15 protein-coding genes are annotated in these 17,855 nt (G+C 36.1%); 3 read left to right on the plus strand and 12 right to left on the minus strand.

Translation table 11 applies throughout. From position 1 onward, the window contains the following. Positions 1–79: 79 nt before the first annotated feature. Positions 80–1,195, minus strand: coding sequence for a citrate synthase (gene citZ / locus MHI47_RS12715; RefSeq protein ID WP_093536897.1), 1,116 nt, complete (start codon positions 1,193–1,195; stop codon positions 80–82). Between the two features lie 197 nt (positions 1,196–1,392). Here citZ and MHI47_RS12720 point away from each other — a divergent pair, with 197 nt between their 5' ends. Further along, positions 1,393–2,361, plus strand: a complete 969-nt coding sequence (locus tag MHI47_RS12720) for an AI-2E family transporter (RefSeq protein ID WP_175496239.1) — start codon at positions 1,393–1,395, stop codon at positions 2,359–2,361. Here the strand turns inward: MHI47_RS12720 and MHI47_RS12725 are convergent. The 8 genes from MHI47_RS12725 to MHI47_RS12760 form a co-directional block, all read right to left on the minus strand. Next, positions 2,339–2,734 (minus strand): FxsA family protein, encoded by a 396-nt coding sequence (locus MHI47_RS12725; RefSeq protein WP_245762673.1) that lies wholly within the window; start codon positions 2,732–2,734, stop codon positions 2,339–2,341. The two genes, MHI47_RS12720 and MHI47_RS12725, sit on opposite strands and share 23 nt — an antisense overlap. A gap of 319 nt (positions 2,735–3,053) precedes the next feature. Further along, entirely contained in the window at positions 3,054–4,814 is a 1,761-nt protein-coding gene (gene pyk / locus MHI47_RS12730; protein ID WP_340762918.1) for a pyruvate kinase, read from the minus strand. Positions 4,815–4,851: 37 nt separating this feature from the next. Continuing rightward, positions 4,852–5,811: a 6-phosphofructokinase gene (pfkA, locus tag MHI47_RS12735; protein ID WP_340762919.1), complete on the minus strand. Its 960-nt coding sequence runs from the start codon at positions 5,809–5,811 to the stop codon at positions 4,852–4,854. 84 nt (positions 5,812–5,895) lie between these two features. Further along, positions 5,896–6,849: an acetyl-CoA carboxylase carboxyl transferase subunit alpha gene (locus tag MHI47_RS12740; RefSeq protein WP_340831057.1), complete on the minus strand. Its 954-nt coding sequence runs from the start codon at positions 6,847–6,849 to the stop codon at positions 5,896–5,898. Continuing rightward, entirely contained in the window at positions 6,843–7,715 is an 873-nt protein-coding gene (gene accD, locus MHI47_RS12745) for an acetyl-CoA carboxylase, carboxyltransferase subunit beta (RefSeq protein ID WP_340831058.1), read from the minus strand. Before accD ends, MHI47_RS12740 begins: the two co-directional genes overlap by 7 nt. Then, positions 7,716–8,360 (minus strand): FadR/GntR family transcriptional regulator, encoded by a 645-nt coding sequence (locus MHI47_RS12750; protein ID WP_093536890.1) that lies wholly within the window; start codon positions 8,358–8,360, stop codon positions 7,716–7,718. A 109-nt stretch (positions 8,361–8,469) separates the two neighbouring features. Next, complete coding sequence (gene dnaE / locus MHI47_RS12755) at positions 8,470–11,529, minus strand: DNA polymerase III subunit alpha (RefSeq protein ID WP_340831060.1); 3,060 nt, start codon at positions 11,527–11,529, stop codon at positions 8,470–8,472. A gap of 14 nt (positions 11,530–11,543) precedes the next feature. Then, complete coding sequence (locus MHI47_RS12760) at positions 11,544–12,473, minus strand: DHH family phosphoesterase (RefSeq protein ID WP_093536888.1); 930 nt, start codon at positions 12,471–12,473, stop codon at positions 11,544–11,546. A gap of 95 nt (positions 12,474–12,568) precedes the next feature. Between MHI47_RS12760 and MHI47_RS12765 the strand changes: the two genes are divergently transcribed. Then, positions 12,569–12,874: a YtpI family protein gene (locus tag MHI47_RS12765; RefSeq protein WP_093536887.1), complete on the plus strand. Its 306-nt coding sequence runs from the start codon at positions 12,569–12,571 to the stop codon at positions 12,872–12,874. Positions 12,875–12,944: 70 nt separating this feature from the next. Here the strand turns inward: MHI47_RS12765 and MHI47_RS12770 are convergent, their stop codons facing one another. Both MHI47_RS12770 and MHI47_RS12775 read right to left on the minus strand, forming a co-directional pair. Next, the gene (locus MHI47_RS12770; RefSeq protein WP_093536886.1) at positions 12,945–14,252 is read right to left on the minus strand and encodes a DRTGG domain-containing protein; all 1,308 of its coding nucleotides are present in this window, start codon (positions 14,250–14,252) and stop codon (positions 12,945–12,947) included. Between the two features lie 55 nt (positions 14,253–14,307). Next, positions 14,308–14,997 (minus strand): metal-dependent hydrolase, encoded by a 690-nt coding sequence (locus MHI47_RS12775; RefSeq protein WP_340831062.1) that lies wholly within the window; start codon positions 14,995–14,997, stop codon positions 14,308–14,310. Positions 14,998–15,120: 123 nt separating this feature from the next. On the opposite strand from MHI47_RS12775, the gene MHI47_RS12780 reads away from it, so the two are divergent. Beyond that, complete coding sequence (locus MHI47_RS12780; RefSeq protein WP_340831064.1) at positions 15,121–16,212, plus strand: M24 family metallopeptidase; 1,092 nt, start codon at positions 15,121–15,123, stop codon at positions 16,210–16,212. Between the two features lie 193 nt (positions 16,213–16,405). Here the strand turns inward: MHI47_RS12780 and MHI47_RS12785 are convergent, their stop codons facing one another. Then, the gene (locus tag MHI47_RS12785; RefSeq protein ID WP_340831065.1) at positions 16,406–17,659 is read right to left on the minus strand and encodes a potassium channel family protein; all 1,254 of its coding nucleotides are present in this window, start codon (positions 17,657–17,659) and stop codon (positions 16,406–16,408) included. Between the last annotated feature and the right edge of the window lie 196 nt (positions 17,660–17,855).

The raw sequence follows: 17,855 nt of genomic DNA on the forward strand, positions 1-17,855 counted from the left end.
TATTTCCTCCTACCATCATAATCATAGGGCAGTAAACACAAAAGTGTTTAAGCCCTATCTTACTAAGATAATACTACTATTATCTTTCTTCAATTGGAATATACTTTTGCATTCCAGGTCCAACATATTCTGCACGTGGACGGATTAAACGATTGTTTGCATATTGCTCAAGAATATGAGCACTCCAACCAGATACACGTGATACTGCAAAAATAGGTGTAAATAGATCATGATCAATTTTCAACGAATGATAAACAGATGCAGAATAGAAATCTACGTTTGGTGGTAAATTCTTTTGTCCTGTAACTATTTCTTCGATACGAATAGACATATCATAAAGTTTAGATTCACCATTTAGTGTAGTTAGTTTCTGAGACATTTCACGTAAATGTTTTGCACGTGGGTCTCCTTTTCTATATACACGGTGACCGAATCCCATAATCTTAACTTTGTTATCTAATTTATCTTTGATATAAGCGTCCACATTATCAAGTGTACCAATTTCTGTTAACATTTTCATTACTTGTTCGTTTGCTCCACCATGCAATGGTCCTTTTAAAGCTCCAATAGCTGCTACTACACCAGAATAGATATCTGAAAGTGTAGCTACACATACGCGAGCAGTGAATGTAGAAGCATTTAACTCATGATCTGCGTGTAAAACAAGTGCTTTATCAAACGCTTCAACTTCTATATCCTGTGGTAATTCTCCGTGTAACATGTATAAGAAGTTAGCTGCATATCCCAAATCTGCTTTAGGTGCTACAGGCTCTAAACCTTGACGAACACGTGAGAAAGCTGTCACTAATGTCGGCATTTTTGCTTGTAATTTAATAGCTTTTAAGTAATTTGCTTCGTCGGACATATCTTCTGCTGCATCATCATATAATGCAAGCATAGAAACTGTTGTTCTAAGAGCTGTCATTGGATGTACGTCATTGATAGGGAATGTTTTGAAATGATTCAAAACTTCTTGTGGTACAGCCATATTGTCAGCTAATTGCTGTTTCAATTCAGCTAATTCTGTCGCATTTGGAAGACGTTTATGCCAAAGCAAGTAAACTACCTCTTCAAAGCCCGCATTATTTGCTAAATCATCAATATCGTATCCAACATATGTAAGTGTATCATCGATGATTGAACTGATTGACGTCTCTGCCGCTACAATTCCTTCTAAACCTTTAGTTGTTGTCATATCATAGTCTCCCCTTTACAACATAAATCTACTGATTAAATCTTTATAAATCAGAAGAATTATATGTATATATTAATGTTCCTAGCATTGCTTACTTAATCAGTATAATCAATTTTGGCGTTTTTGTGAATGAAAACGCTTAAGTTTGTTGAAATTTATCTTTAAATCTCCTAATTAATTGAAAAGATTGGATGAAAATGATTACTCTACAAGAAAATAAAAAAGATTTCTTATTACAATGGCTACCATTTGGAATAATTATACTAATATCATTTGTTGCTTACCCTCTCACTTTGGCAATTATTGGAGGTTATTTTCTTTTTCCCTTAACTAATTTATTACATAAAAAATTTAAACTCCCAGTTTTCTTAAGTGTTTTACTCACAGTTATTTTAATATTAGGTAGTTTTTTAGTCGTATTATTTTTTCTCATTCAGACATTTATTGATTTAATACCATTTTTACACGAGCATGTTGTTTTGTTGCCAGTGATGGAATTACAGAGTCACCCTGTATTTACGATGTTTGAAGGTAAATTTCAAACAATACTAAATAAGCTATTGAATGATTTATTATTAAACGTAACCCATTTACCATCTTATTTTTTTGAAATCTTTTTGTTTAGTATTGGATTGTTTTTTTCCTTGTTCGAATCTATAAAAGACCGCGAATGGTTTCTAGTTTACTTTCCAAAAAAAATGAGAACTCTTTGCCACAGAGCCTTGCTTAAATCTTCCACTGTAGTAAATCAGTTCATTCACGTGGAGCTTAAACTATTTGTTTTAACGTTCATTTTAATTGCTATTGGATTCTCGGTACTAGGATTGCATAACCCAATTAAATATGCTTTTCTAATCTCTTTAGTCGATAGTATTCCTTTTTTAGGTACAGGCTTGATATTGATTCCGTTAAGTATTTACTTCTTTTTAATGGAGATGCAAATGGTAGGCACAATTGTCTTGCTTTTATACCTTTTTGTTCAGTTAACCAGACATATCGTCGAATCAGTACTCTGGTCCTCCACCACACAAATAAAGGCTGTCCACGTCTTTTATTTGAGCGCAGCAGCCATTTTAATCTTTGGTTTTATAGGAATTTTGTTTAGTCCATTTATTTATCTATTCGCCCACAAATGGGAGAACTTTACGAAGACTTCATCACAATAACTTGACCGTTTTTCATCTTCTTGCGAATCCATCTATAAACAAGCGGTTTAAATAAATTACGGGTTGGAGCAAACAAAAGCATGAACCCAATAATATCGGATATAAATCCTGGAAGTACAACTAAAATAGCTCCGATAAATATACTTATACCATTTATGGCAGCTTCACCGGGCGCTTGATAGTTTTTAACGCTTTCTGATACTTCACGAAATGCTTTTAGGCCCTGTCTTTTTGCAAAATATCCGCCAATTACACCACTTGCAATGATCAATAAAAATGTGTATCCCGCTCCAATAGTTTTCCCTGATAACATGAGGAGATACAATTCAATCGCCGGGATTAAGATAAACAAACCAATAATCCATTTCATCATTTCACCTTCCTTTAATAAATGCGCAGGGCATCTTCTATGTTCATAACCTGTTTCCAGCGTTTCCGAAATACTCTGTACAGATTGGTTGCTATAATATTATCGATTAATTTTTGAAAGGCTGGTCGTGACTGATGTCACAACCAGCCTTTCTTTGCTCGGTAATCTTATGCCATCTATCTGTCCGTCACCATTCAAAAACTTTGGCAAACAGGCAAGAGCGCTGTAAAGAAAATCAGCAGTATTCTTGGATAAATACCTTATATACTAAAAGCTATTTTTCATTCAATAAAAGCCCCACCTTTTATGGTGAGGCATCTTCTTAAATTATGCTTGCACGACCATGATAGATAAAACCACTTTCGGCATCTATCGTTAACTCTTGGCCATTTCTAATAAGTGTCGTAGCATCTTTCACTCCAACGATTACTGGTACCCCTAAGCTAAGTCCAACCACTGCGGCATGGCTAGTTAAACCACCCTCTTCAGTGATTAAACCTCTGCACTTTTCGATACTCGGAACCATATCACGATCAGATCCTAATGTCACAATAATGCTATCTGTTGTATCTTGTCCTGCTAATTCTTCTGCACTATTCACAACTATTGCTTTTCCGAATGCAGTATTCTTACCAATACCTTGCCCTCTTGCAACTAAGTCTCCAATAACATGAACCTTCATCAAGTTAGTTGTGCCTGCTTCTCCTACAGGTACTCCGGCAGTTATCACTACTAGATCGCCATGAGTAACATATTGATGTAAAATACTTTCCTCCACAGCATCCTCTAAAACCTCATCTGTAGAGTGAGCTTTTTTCCCTACAATCGGATATACTCCCCAAACTAATGTAAGTTTTCTAGAAGGAGTTTCTGATGAAGTTACCGCGATTATTGGAACTCCCGGTCTAAATTTAGCAATCATTTTAGCAGTATATCCACTTTCAGTTGGTGCAATAACTGCTTTTACTTTCAAGTTAATCGCTGTGTGCGCAACCGCTTGACCAATAGCATCAGTTAAGTTTACATCGCGTGCTTTACTAATCTTGGTAACATTTTCACGATAATCTACTGCATTTTCAGTACGACGAGCAATTTTATCCATTGTTTGCACAGACTCTACTGGATAAAGTCCCGCAGCTGTTTCTCCAGAAAGCATAATTGCATCCGTTCCATCAAAAATAGCATTTGCGACGTCACTTGCTTCTGCACGAGTAGGTCTCGGATTACGTTGCATAGAATCGAGCATTTGAGTAGCTGTGATAACAGGTTTTCCTGCCTCATTACATTTTGCAATTAGTTTCTTTTGTACTAAAGGAACTTCTTCTGCTGGAATTTCTACTCCTAGATCTCCCCTTGCAACCATTAAACCATCAGATACTTGAATAATTTCATCAATATTATCCACGCCTTCTTGGTTTTCGATCTTCGGAATAATTTGAATATGTGCTCCATTATTTCCTTCTAGCAGTTTGCGAATTTCTAACACATCTTTTGCACGGCGAACGAAAGAGGCAGCAACAAAATCTACATCCTGCTCAATACCAAAAAGGATATCCTGCGCATCTTTTTCTGTCATGCCAGGTAATTGTACGGATACACCAGGTACATTTACACCTTTGTTGTTCTTTAACGTTCCTGCATTTTGAATAAAAGTGGAGATAATTCCATTCTCTTTATCAATTTTTTGAACGATTAATTCAATAAGGCCATCATCTAAAAGAATGACCGAGCCTTCGTTAACATCCTCGATTAATTTATCATAAGAAATAGAGAAACGTTCAAGTGTACCTAACACTTCTGTCATCGAAATCTCGATGGTTTCTCCAGACTGAAGTTCAAGCGCACCATTTTCCATTTTATGTGTACGGATTTCTGGTCCTTTTGTATCCAATAATATCCCAACAACTTTACCTATTCTTTTAGAAACTTTACGAATCGTTTCAATTCTTGCTGCATGTTCTTCATGATTACCATGCGAGAAATTTAATCTGGCAACGTTCATTCCAGCATTTATTAATTTCTCTAACATTTCTTCTGATTCACTTGCGGGTCCAATTGTACATACAATTTTAGTTTTTCTCATAGTACATTCCTTTCTTTAAGGGCAATATATTTCCTAATTAAATGGATAATTCTTTAGATAATTGATACATAGACATATCAAATTCTTCATGATTATCAAAAGCTTCATTCATATCATAGTCTACCACTTGATGATTCTGGATGCCAATCGCACGCCCACCATTTCCTGCTATTAAAACCTCAACCGCTTTAGCGCCAAATAAACTTGCTAACACTCGATCACGGCCCGTTGGGGAACCTCCACGCTGGATATGTCCAAGCACGGAAACTCGTGTTTCAATATCTGCTAGGTCTTTAAGCTTACTAGCAAATTCTGCACCACTCATCACACCTTCAGCGACAATAATTATACTATGCTTTTTCCCACGTTCCGAACCGCTTTTTAGACGTTCGACAATCTCATCCATATTTATCTCTACTTCAGGAATAATAATAGTTTCGGCTCCACCAGCAAGGCCAGCCCATAATGCCAAGTCACCAGCGTCTCTTCCCATTACCTCTACGATAAATGTTCGTTCATGCGATGTAGCAGTATCTCTAATTTTATCAATACTCTCAATCACTGTGTTTAAAGCTGTATCAAAACCTAAAGTATAATCCGTACCTGGAATATCATTATCGATTGTTCCAGGAATTCCTACGCACGGAAAACCACTTTCTGTAAGCTTCATAGAACCTCTATAAGAACCGTCCCCGCCGATAACTACTAATCCTTCAATACCATGTGCCTTTAGCTGCTCTATTGCTTTTTGTTGCCCCTCCTCCGTACGGAATTCGGGACATCTAGCAGAAAACAGTTTTGTTCCACCTCTTTGAATAATATCCCCTACAGAACCTAAGTCTAAAACTTCCATCTTACCATCGATCAGTCCTTGGTAACCATGGAATATACCGACTACTTCAAGCCCTTCATAAATAGCTTTTCTTACAACCGCTCGAACAGCAGCATTCATACCGGGAGCGTCTCCTCCACTTGTTAACACACCAATTCTCTTCATCTTTTTTCCCTCCAAACAACGAATTTCATATTATAAGCTTATCACGAAATGAATTAAAAAAAAATGCGTCGTTCTTGACGCATTTTATTCATTAAATTCTCCAATATTTTTGAACTTAATATATCTATTTTCGATTAGCTCATCGGGAGTTAATTTCTCTAATTCTTTCAACGAGTTAATAAGGGTTTCCTTCATATATTCCGCCTGTGCTTCTATATTTTTATGAGCTCCCCCATGGACTTCTTGGATGACAGTATCAATAATCTCCATCTTCTTTAAGTCTGGAGCTGTAATTTTCATCGCTTCTGCAGCTTGTTTCGCCAAAGATGCATCCTTCCAAAGAATAGATGCTGCTCCTTCAGGAGAAATAACCGAATACGTAGAGTTTTCTAGCATATGAATATGATTAGCCACACCTAATGCTAAAGCTCCTCCACTACCACCTTCTCCAATAACAATACTTATTACTGGTACTTTTAAACCAGCCATCTCCACTAAGTTTCTAGCTATTGCTTCACTTTGTCCACGTTCTTCCGCAGCTTTCCCAGGATAAGCACCTTTCGTATCAATCATACATATAATGGGGCGCTTAAACTTTTCTGCTTGTTTCATTAATCGTAATGCTTTACGATACCCCTCTGGATGAGGCATACCAAAATTACGTTTAATGTTCTCTTTTGTATCTATCCCTCTTTGATGTCCAATAATTGTTATTGGTCTTCCTTCAAATAAGGCAATTCCCCCAATAATCGCTGCATCGTCTCCGTAAAGTCGATCTCCATGGAGTTCCATAAAGTCTGTACATAATAATTGAATATAATCTCTTGTAGTAGGACGACTCGGATGACGAGCGACCTGAACACGGTCCCAAGGCTCCATATTTTCATAGATTTCATGTTCTAACTTCTTAAGTCTAGCTTCTAGATGAATGATTTCAGCTGACATATCTACATCAGCACTAGCTGTATATTCTTTTAACTCTTCTATTTTTGTTTTTAATTGGACTATTGGTTCTTCAAAAGGTAGTACTTTTAGCATTTTGTGACCTCCTTAGTCGTATGAAGATGGACGATGGAAGCTACTTTTTCTCGCATCTCTTTACGATGAATGATGGCATCTAGCTGACCATGATTCATTAAAAACTCAGCTGTTTGAAAATCCTCTGGCAGTTTTTCTCGAACTGTTTGTTCAATCACCCGTCTACCAGCAAACCCGATTAAAGCTTTAGGTTCAGCGATGTTAATATCACCTACCGAAGCAAAGCTCGCAGAAACTCCACCCGTTGTAGGATGGGTAAGAATAGAAATATAAAGTAGTCCATGATCACTGTGTCTTCTCAAGGCAACAGAAGTTTTCGCCATTTGCATTAAGGACAGAACGCCTTCTTGCATTCTCGCTCCTCCACTTGCAGTGTAAATAATAAAAGGAATTCCTAGCTCTGTCGCTTTCTCCACAGCTCTTGTAATTTTTTCTCCTACTACTGAGCCCATTGATCCCATTCGAAAATGTGAATCCATAATCGCTACGGCGACCTGTTGACCATCTAACTTTCCAATTCCAGTAAGAACAGCTTCATTTAATCCCGTCTTTTGTCCATCTGCTTTTATCTTTTCCGTATAACTTGGGAAATTCAATGGATTAACTGTTTCTAAATGATCATCCATTGATACAAATGAATCTTCATCTAAAAATATGTCTACTCTCTCCCATGCAGTCATTTTCATATGGTGATCACAAGTAGGACAAACCTTTAAATTCTTCATCAAGTCTTTTGTAAATACATTTTTTCTACACTCAGGGCATTTCATCATTATGCCTTCTGGTACATCGTTTTTTGCTTTTTCAGTCGGTATAGTTGCATATCTTTTCTTTTGATTTTTTCTAAATATATCTCGAATACTCATTTATACATCTCCCCTATTAAGCAACAAGAGCCATTCATTATAAAGAGATAACGCTTGTTGTTGTTCTCCATTTTGCAAAGCCATCAAAAGCTGAATCCAAATAGTTTTCTCTTCTAAACTCATATTTTCTTGGTAAGGCTCTCCTGCAAACTGTTTTAATAAAAACCATATTTTTAAACCTAATCGATTATCGGAAATGATAATAATCTCTCGAATAATATCTTCACGAACTACGTCTTCTTCTATCAGTTTTTCTTTAAAGGCATCCCATATATGTAGCGCGTAAAGCCTCTTGGACATACAAATTGTATGAATTGCATCCTTCTCTAATGCTTCTCGCGTTGTATGCACATCTTCCTTCGATTTAGATTCTTGAAGGATAAATGTAGATAACAGCTCGACTAGCCGATGCTTTCGATAATCCGATAAAAAGGTACCTTCTCCTCGGCGTGTTTCTATTAAACCGAGTAATTCTAAGCTCCTCAGCGCTTCCCTAACGGTTGACCTACCTACTTGAAGTCGCTCAGCTAGTTCCCTTTCAGATGGCAATTTACCACCAACGGAAACATTTTCATCTGCAATGAGCTGTCTCAACTGCTTTACAATTTCTAAAAACATTTTTTTAGGATTATTCGTTTGGTCCATTACGCCTCACTCTTCCATAAATTACAAAGTGGTCAGACCACTCATAATTATTAGCATACAAAAGATTTGTTCAAACGTAAAGAAAAAACTGCATAATAATCTATGCAGCTTAGTTCTCTATATATTTAGTAATGATTTGTGAACGACCATTTCTACGTTCTGACTTCCCTGAAATAACGAGCATCTCTTGCTCTTTTAATAATGCGTTGAACTTTGCATATTCCTCTGGAAATAACGTTACCGATAGACTACCCGTATCATCCTGTACTGTTAGAAAAGCCATTGCTTCTCCTTTTTTTGTCCGAATACGTTTTATGTCTTGAATAATTCCAACTATTTTCACTTGGATATCTTTTGTTGCCTGCAAAACATCCCAAATATCAACGAGTTTATCATTTAACATTTTCTTTTTAGATACAGTAGGATGCTCCGAAAAGTATTGACCCAAAACTTCTTTCTCAAATTGCAATTTCTCCATTATTGGAAGTGGTTCGGATTTAATATGTTTAGACTTTCCAAAATGAGAAGCATCGCCACCAAACAAATCAGATTCTTCTGTAGGACTTATCAATTCAGCATATTTAACAGCTGCATCTAAAGTCGATAATAGAGTGGCTCTATCGTAACCAAATTCATCTAATGCCCCAGCTTTGATCAATGGTTCAACATTTTTTCTAGTGAAATAAACTGCAGATAAATCGGAGGCAAGTTCAAAAATATCTTCCCACTGTGATTCTCTCTCCTTGCGTTGTTGTAATAATTTTTGAATAAAATTATGGGAAACGCCTTTTATAGCTTGTAAACCGAAACGAATACCTCCGCTTTCCACTGTGAAAAAGCGTTGACTACTAAATATAGATGGAGCGAGAATAACCATGTCTTTTTGTCTCATTTCCATCATTAGTTCATTAATTTTCACTTGGTTTCCTGTAGCAATGCTTAATAGTGCACTATAAAATGCTACAGGGAAATGGGCTTTTAAATACGCCATTTGAAAAGAAATTACACTATAGGCGACAGCATGGCTTTTTGGAAAACCATAGTCAGCAAATCGGACGATTAAATCATAAACTGCTGTCGCAGACTGATCTGAATGCCCTTCTTGAATTGCTTTTTGAACAAAGTGTACACGTTCACTTTGTAAGACTTCTCGATTTTTTTTGCTCACAGCTCTGCGTAACAAATCAGCTTCCCCGAATGTAAAGCCAGCCATTTTCGAAGCAATTTGCATTATTTGCTCCTGGTAAACAATAATGCCATATGTTTCTTTTAAGATTGGCTCTAATATGGGATGTTCATACGTTACTGGTGCTTGGCCAGCTTTTCGCTTGGCGTATAAAGGAATGCTTTCCATTGGCCCTGGTCGGAATAGTGCATTCACTGCAACAACATCTTCAAACTTAGTTGGATTGATTTGTTTAAGAGATTGACGCATTCCAACCGATTCTAATTGAAATACCCCTGTAGTATCCCCTTGCTGCAATAACTGAAAGGTCAGTTCATCATGGAGCGGTATTTCCGCTAACTTGAATGGGTCAGATTGTCTATAATTAATGATCTTTAAAATTCTTTCAATAATCGTCAAATTTCGCAACCCTAAAAAATCCATTTTAAGTAATCCGACTTGTTCTACTTCTTTCATTGGCCATTGGGTCAAATAGATATCCTCATGCCCACTTTGAATAGGGATAACATCTACTAGAGACACTGGTGATAATACTATACCCGCTGCGTGTGTGGAGGCATTTCTAGGTAACCCCTCTAAAGCTAGTGCCACCTGAAACCATTTTTTTCGGATTTCCTCTGTTTGTATAAATTCACGTAATTTCTCAGACATATCATATGCTTCTTTTAACGTGATCCCAGGCTTTGCGGGTATGAAAGAAGAAATAGCTTCTAAAGTGGTAGATTCAAATCCAAACACTCTAGCAACCTCTCTTGCTGCTGCTTTTGCAGACAATGTACCAAATGTAATTATTTGAGAAACATAGTTCTGGCCATATTTCTTTACGACATATTGAATAACTTCCATCCTTCTAGAATCTGCAAAATCGATGTCAATATCCGGCATTGTGATACGTTCAGGATTTAAGAATCGTTCAAATAGTAAACCATATCGCAGGGGATCTATATCTGTTATATTCAAAGAAAATGCTACTAGTGAACTGGCAGAAGACCCACGGCCAGGTCCAGTTAATATATTTTGTTGTTTTGAAAATTTCATGAAGTCCTGAACGATTAAAAAGTAATCCTCATAATGCATTTGGTTAATAATGGACAGTTCGTAATTTAAACGTTCAACATATGGCTTCGTAATTTCTTTTATCCGTTGATTCAATCCCTCTTCACAAAGTTCTCTTAAGTAATCCTTAGAATTTTTCGTTTCGGGTAATGGGTACTTAGGCATAATAGAAGCAGACTTTTCAATAGAGACATTACAACTATTTAGCATTCTCTCCGTGTTTTCAATCCATGATGGGGCATCAAAAAACCATTCACTCCATTCCTCACTAGAAAGTATGTGAAGGGAGTCTGTAGATGGTTTTAGGCGAGTGTGATCATTCATTTTAAGTGATTGATCCATTGCATTTAACACTTCATATGCAAAAGCATCTTCTTTTTCTATGTATCGACTCATATGGAAAGCAGTAATAGGTATAGATAACTGTTCACTGTACTGGATGATGGTTTCTTCATGCTCCATTTTTTCCCCATTTGGGCGTTCTATTGCTAGATAAAATTGACCATTCGCAAAAATCATCTGTAATTCGCTAAGCAACTCAAGCTCTGTGGAAGACTCTCCTTTGTAGACAGCAACTAATCCATTCTTATATGCTTCTAACCATCTTTTGGGGAGCACTGTAATTTCTCTTGTCTCGATACTGCTCGATATTTTCAGCAAATTTTCATATCCATTATTATCTTTTGCATAGAGCACCAAACTTACAATACCAGTTTCAAGTTGTACATTAACAGTGAGACCAAGTACTGCTTTAATCTGTTGTGCATGTAATGCATGCCAAAAAGGCAGTAAACCATACAATCTACTATTTGTAATGGCTGCTGCCCCTGCATTATTTTGTTTTAACTTTTGTATAAGTTGTTCCAACTGAATTGTGCTTTTCAGCATATCCGCCGATGTCACAATTTGTGGATATACTGTTTTCATATTAACACCTCAATTTACAGCTTTTTTAAATCTTCTATTACTAGAGCAGCTTCTTCCCATGTCTTTACAGCAGCTCCCGAGGCAAGTGGATGTCCTCCGCCACCATACTTTTTGGCTATTCCATTAATAACCGGACCTTTTGAACGCAGTCGAACTCGAATTTCTGAAGAATCTTCTATAAAGAAAACCCAGCATTTCATGCCCTTTACATCAGCTAATGCACTAACCAGTAAGGATGCTTCTGATTGGTCGACTTGATACTTTTGTAGAATTTCTTTCGTAAGTTTAATATGACCTACACCAGTTTCATCCATTTCAAAATTAGCATATACATAGCCTTTTAGCTGAAGAAGATTCCGTTCGACTTCATACATGCCATTAAATAAATTCGTACTATCAAAACCATATGTAAGTAATTCTCCTGCAAAATCCATTGTCTGTTTAGTTGTACTTTGGAACATGAATCTACCTGTGTCTCCTACTATTCCTGCAAATAATAATCGTGCAATGGACGCATCCATTTTCCACTGTTTATAGTTTTTTGCTTCTTCGAATAGTTCACAGATCATTTCACTTACCGAACTTGCCTCTGTATTTACCCATAGTAAATCGCCATAAGCATCATCATTAGGATGATGATCTATCTTCACAATATAACTTCCTAATTTATATCGGTCATCATCAATTCTTTCAGTATTTGCTGTATCTGTGACAATGATTAAAGCATCCTGAAAGTCCTCATCAGAAACCTCGTCAGGGTGAGCTAGGAAATTTAGCGTTTCATCATGGGTTCCAGTGGCAAAGACTTTTTTCGATGGATAATTTAGCTGAATGAGTTCTTTTAATCCTATTTGGGAACCATAGGCATCAGGATCGGGCCTAACATGCCGATGCAATATAATTTTTTCGTACTTCTCGATTGTGTCTATGATTTGTCTTTTCATCCCATATAACCTCGCTTGTCTGTTTTTTCTATTCGCATTTTTCCACTTTTCCCTTTACAATAGATAACAGCTTAACTTTTAGATGGAGGGTCATTATGCTTAATATACTATTAGTAGCAGTTATAGTAGTTACATTTGTTTGGTATTTTTATTTTAAAACGAAGCAATTCCGTACACCACTGCCAATACGCAAAAAATGGCTTGGCGCAAAAGCTTCCGTATGTCTAGGTGCATTTTTATTGTTTTTTGGTATTAACTTTCTAATCGTTTATCAATCTTCTATAACATATGTCGTTGCCGGTCTGTTTATTTTACTTGGAGCTTATTTCACATATCACAATGTAAAAGTAGCCAAACACTACGGGCAATTTGTAAAAGAAGAATTATCTATAAATCAATGATGCAGCTAAATTAGCTGCATCATTTTTTTGTCCTATGACTAGAAACAATTACAAAAAAAGATTGAAATGCTTATCTTTCTAATAACTGATAAGTGACCATAGCTTTTCCAACTAGTAATTTATCATTGAAGATTTCGATATCCATCTTCGCAACTTTTCTGCTCAGTTCTAATACTTTCGCTTGAATGCGTAGAATACTTTCAAGCTGAATTGGTTTCGTATAGAAGATGGTCATATTCTCAACGACACTTTCCCCACGTTTACGAATTTTCAATGTTTGTGCCCCTGTTTCCGTTACTAATATCGTAAAAGCTCCATTGGACATAGCACCGTAATGATCCGTCATTTGAGGTGTAACGACAAATTCAAATATAAAATCCTCTGTAGAAATAATTTTTATTTGCTGTTTAACAATATCATCTATCGTTTCGCCATTTTGTGGTTGACGAGCTGCAGCTTGTAATGCTTTTAAGACATCTTGTCTACTGATGACACCCTCCAAATAATTGGTATCTCGCACAACAGGTAAAAGGTCTACACCTTCCCAAATCATTCGATGACTTGCTGACGATACACTTGTTTTCATCGTGACGGAAATAGGATTTTTCGTCATAACTTTTTCAATCGGTTCATTGTTAGATTTACCAATGACATCTCTAGCTGTTATTATTCCTACTAATTTCTTCGACGCATCTACTACCGGGAAAACACCGTGCGTTGTACTATTATTTAGTACTCGGTATTGTTTCACTTGATCAGTAGCGTATAAATACGACGTTTCTTGTAGCGGAACATATATATCTTCGATTAATAACACATCTTTTTTTATGAGTTGATCATCAATTGCACGATTGATCATTGTCGCCACAGTGAATGTATCATAACTGGTAGAAATGACGGGAAGCTCTAGTTCGTCCGCTAATCTTTTGGTGTTCTCAGTTACATCAAATCCACCTGTAACAAGAACTGCAGCACCAGCTTGTAACGCAGTCTCATGAACCTTTAATCGATTCCCTGCTATTAACAGATTGCTCGGCTCTACATACCGCATCATGTCTTCTAGTTGCATTGCCCCAATCACAAACTTGTTTAACGTTTTGTGCAATCCGGTTTTTCCACCCAATACTTGACCATCCACAATATTTACTACTTCTGCATAGGTTAAACGCTCGAAATTTTCTTTTTTCTTTAGCTCGATGCGAATTGTCCCTACTCGTTCAATAGTGCTGACTATTCTTCTCGTTTCTGCCTCTTTAATCGCACGATAGGCTGTCCCTTCACTGACAGTTAAATCCTTTGCAATTTGTCTAACGGATATTTTATCGCCTACTGGAAGTTTTTCTATATATGCTAGTATCTGTTCATGTTTTGTTGTCATGTAGTCACATCCAAACGATTATTATACGTTTATTGTACCACATAAGCCTTATTTTCTAGTCACGAATCCATTGAACGTAATCACCAGCACTCAACACTTGTACTTCTGCAGTTTCTACAAGGTTCTTAAATATTTGAGGATCCTGTTTTATAGGTGGAAACGTATTATAATGTACCGGTACAACAATTTGAGGTTTTAGTAGCTGTACCGCGTATGCTGCATCATCTGGACCCATTGTAAAATTATCTCCAATTGGAAGGAATGCAACATCTATATTATTGCGTTCACCGATTAGTTTCATATCTCCAAACAAAGCCGTATCGCCTGCGTGATAGATAGTTTTGCCCTCCGATGTGAAAAGTACTCCAGCAGGCATTCCGCCATAAATAATTTCTCCATCTTCTGTTGTAAACGAGCTACTATGAAATGCTTGCGTGAATTTTACTGTTCCAAATTCAAAATCATAAGATCCACCTATTCCCATGGCATGCACATTAATGCCGAATGATTCTACATAATTGGCAAGTTCAAATGTTGCGATTACCGTGGCATTATTTCTTTTTGCCAGGTCTACTGTATCTCCTAAATGATCATTGTGACCATGCGTCACTAAAATTACATCTACTTTCTCTTTGGCCGCATCTAAATCAGTTTGTCCATTTCCAGTGATAAAAGGATCTATTAAGATTGTGTGTGTATCGGTCATAATTTTAACTACCGAATGTCCGTGATAGCTGATTTCCATATTGTATTCTCTCCTTTTGAATCATTATTTAAAAGTAGTACTCCTTATAATTCATTCAACGTAGATGTCAGAAATCCTTTATTCTGATATGCTTATAGTATTAAATTTAAAAGAGGTGCCCATATGAATCAAACAGAAAAAATACAATCCTATCTACAAACACATCAAATTGATGCAGCATTTATCACTACTCCAGATAACGTTTTTTATTTTACTGGATTTAAAAGCAATCCCCATGAGCGTCTTTTAGGTGTAGCCATCTTCAAGGAAGCTGCACCGTTTATCATTTGTCCTAAAATGGAAATTCCAGATGCAAAAGCAGCAGGTTGGAATGGAGAAATAATTGGACATCAAGACACGGACAATGCATGGGATATCTTAGTACAAAAAATGAATGAAACGGCTAGTAATATTCAAAGCCTAGCGGTTGAGAAATCACATATGACAGTTGAAAGATTAGAAGCACTAGAAGAACGACTTTCAAATCTGCAAGTTTCTAGAATCGACGAAAAAATCAATGACCTACGTGTTATTAAGTCTGAAGCAGAATTAGTCAATATGCGTAAAGCGGCCGAGCTTGCGGACTATGCAATTGAAGTTGGTTGCAAGGAAATTGCAGAAGGTAAAACGGAGATTGAAATTTTAAATGCCATTGAATTGGCCGTAAAAGAAAAAGGAGCTGCACAGATGTCATTTGACACAATGGTGTTGAGTGGTCCTAAAACAGCTTCACCTCACGGAACTCCTGGTGACCGTAAAATCCAAAAAGGAGATTTCATTCTTTTTGACTTAGGCGTAGTGTATAACGGCTATTGCTCAGATATTACGCGTACAGTAGCATTTGGAGAACCTTCTCCAGACAAACGCAAAATTTATGAAACAGTACGTCGTGCAGAAGAAGCTGCGGTGGCGGCAGTAAAACCAGGCGTTACTGCTATGGCGCTTGATAAAACTGCAAGAGATATTATTACAGAAGCTGGTTACGGAGAATACTTTACCCATCGTCTAGGACATGGACTTGGAATTTCTGTCCATGAATTCCCTTCGATAACTGGTGTGAATGACATGAAGCTAGAAAAAGGAATGGTATTTACAATCGAACCTGGAATATATCATCCTGATATTACCGGCGTACGTATTGAAGATGATGTAGTAGTGACAGAAAGTGGCGTTGAAGTGTTAACGAAGTTTCCGAAAGAATTACAAATTTTATAAGATATCTATCAAAGCACTGCGAACATGCAGTGCTTTGTTTTTGGCTATGTTAGAGGTAAAGGTTGATTTTAAATACACATAAAAAATGAGCTAGGATAGTTTCTCCTGGCTCATTTTACTTTGATATATTTTTTTTACTAAAGCACCCGTTAGTTGAAGAAGAAAAGAGAAGCTTATTCAAAGATCCTTAACTTCAATCCCTAAACATTTTCCTTAAGAATAGGGCAATAAAACCACCTGATAATGCAAAACCCAATAATTGCTCAACAATGACAAAGACTTTCGTAATCTCATTTTCTGGGCTGATGTTTCCATATGTATTAGAAACCATTGTTGTAAAATTGAAATAAACCAAGTTGATGATACTTGTCAGCCAAAAATCTTCTTTACTAATGTCTTTAAATTCAAAAAATGAAAAAGAGTACGGATAGTAGATGAAAGTGAAGAGGAAAATAAATGCCAAGAAATAATAAATAAGCAAATGCGGTTTTTCTCCATATCTTGTTGTATAGTCTAAAAGGTAATCCCAAAATAACCTGGATCCCTTTTTAGTCTTTCTAGTAACTCTCCTATATCTAATTAATACTTCGCTATAATAATCACTGTTATCTTCGTTTTTAAATATTACCATAGTCCACACTGAAACTTCTCTATATAATAATCTAAATCTAGAATTCATATCGTCCGAAAACCTATCAAAATAATTGCTAATTACAAAGTAAAAGTTCTTTGAACATGATGGAGATTCATTTCTAAGTTTCATAAAATCAGTCTCAAAATTACTCCATAACTGTTTGAAATTTTCTACTTCTCGAATAGAAACACCCAACCTCATTATATCTAGGTATCCTTTAAATAATCTAAAATTAGCCCATCCTATCAAATACTCAAATTTTTCATTGAAGCCAATACCTGATCCTTGAGGATAATTACGATCAATAAAATTCAATAATTGAGTATCCAAATTATCTCTTTCTTTTTCGCTAATGTTACTTAAGCGTGTTAATTTAGCGAGAAATAGCAATTCAATTCTATAGCTATCATAACTAGATAACTTTTTATCCATTAAAATAAAAAATTCATCCCAAAGCTTTATAATATTAGTTTGGTATTGTTCCAAGTTTTTTTTGCAATCCCAGTAATACTCCGCTTTTAATCCGAAGCTCTCTTTCTCTAAATCATTACTGTACATATCCGATATTTCAAATGCTAAAGTTGCAATTTCGCTAAAATGATATTTTCTATACTCAATATAATCATCTAGGGTCATAGTTAATAATTTTTCATCAAATTCTTCCCTGAAAAGATTATGTTGCTTGTGAAAAGACAATTTTTCTTGAAAACTTCTTTGTCTACGGTTCTCATAATAAAATGAAATTACAAGTGAAGTTACAAGGACAACAACTATAATTAAAGAAAATAAAATAAATAAATTAATTATTAGCATTATATCTTCCCCTCAACAATACATTTCTAATTATTTGTGTTACTTAATTCTTTAAAGTGAGGTGAAAAGTCATCCCATGATTAACACAGACATATATAACTCTTTAGTTACTGCATACCAATGCATTTCAAATACTCCCTGTTACACAAAATGGATTGATGAACACAAGTTAAACAACACTCTTAAACTAACCTGC

The organism is Psychrobacillus sp. FSL H8-0487 (genome assembly GCF_038008385.1).
GTDB lineage: Bacteria > Bacillota > Bacilli > Bacillales_A > Planococcaceae > Psychrobacillus > Psychrobacillus psychrotolerans.

Bases quoted from the DNA above. Each gene is read 5' to 3' on its own strand.
- MHI47_RS12725 (WP_245762673.1), bottom strand. From the start codon at position 2,734: ATGATGAAATGGATTATTGGTTTGTTTATCTTAATCCCGGCGATTGAA.
- accD (WP_340831058.1), bottom strand. From the start codon at position 7,715: ATGAGTATTCGAGATATATTTAGAAAAAATCAAAAGAAAAGATATGCA.
- MHI47_RS12720 (WP_175496239.1), top strand. From the start codon at position 1,393: ATGATTACTCTACAAGAAAATAAAAAAGATTTCTTATTACAATGGCTA.
- MHI47_RS12775 (WP_340831062.1), bottom strand. From the start codon at position 14,997: ATGGAAATCAGCTATCACGGACATTCGGTAGTTAAAATTATGACCGAT.
- MHI47_RS12770 (WP_093536886.1), bottom strand. From the start codon at position 14,252: ATGACAACAAAACATGAACAGATACTAGCATATATAGAAAAACTTCCA.
- MHI47_RS12785 (WP_340831065.1), bottom strand. From the start codon at position 17,659: ATGCTAATAATTAATTTATTTATTTTATTTTCTTTAATTATAGTTGTT.
- dnaE (WP_340831060.1), bottom strand. From the start codon at position 11,529: ATGAAAACAGTATATCCACAAATTGTGACATCGGCGGATATGCTGAAA.
- MHI47_RS12780 (WP_340831064.1), top strand. From the start codon at position 15,121: ATGAATCAAACAGAAAAAATACAATCCTATCTACAAACACATCAAATT.
- MHI47_RS12765 (WP_093536887.1), top strand. From the start codon at position 12,569: ATGCTTAATATACTATTAGTAGCAGTTATAGTAGTTACATTTGTTTGG.
- MHI47_RS12740 (WP_340831057.1), bottom strand. From the start codon at position 6,849: ATGCTAAAAGTACTACCTTTTGAAGAACCAATAGTCCAATTAAAAACA.
- pyk (WP_340762918.1), bottom strand. From the start codon at position 4,814: ATGAGAAAAACTAAAATTGTATGTACAATTGGACCCGCAAGTGAATCA.
- pfkA (WP_340762919.1), bottom strand. From the start codon at position 5,811: ATGAAGAGAATTGGTGTGTTAACAAGTGGAGGAGACGCTCCCGGTATG.
- MHI47_RS12760 (WP_093536888.1), bottom strand. From the start codon at position 12,473: ATGAAAAGACAAATCATAGACACAATCGAGAAGTACGAAAAAATTATA.
- citZ (WP_093536897.1), bottom strand. From the start codon at position 1,195: ATGACAACAACTAAAGGTTTAGAAGGAATTGTAGCGGCAGAGACGTCA.
- MHI47_RS12750 (WP_093536890.1), bottom strand. From the start codon at position 8,360: ATGGACCAAACGAATAATCCTAAAAAAATGTTTTTAGAAATTGTAAAG.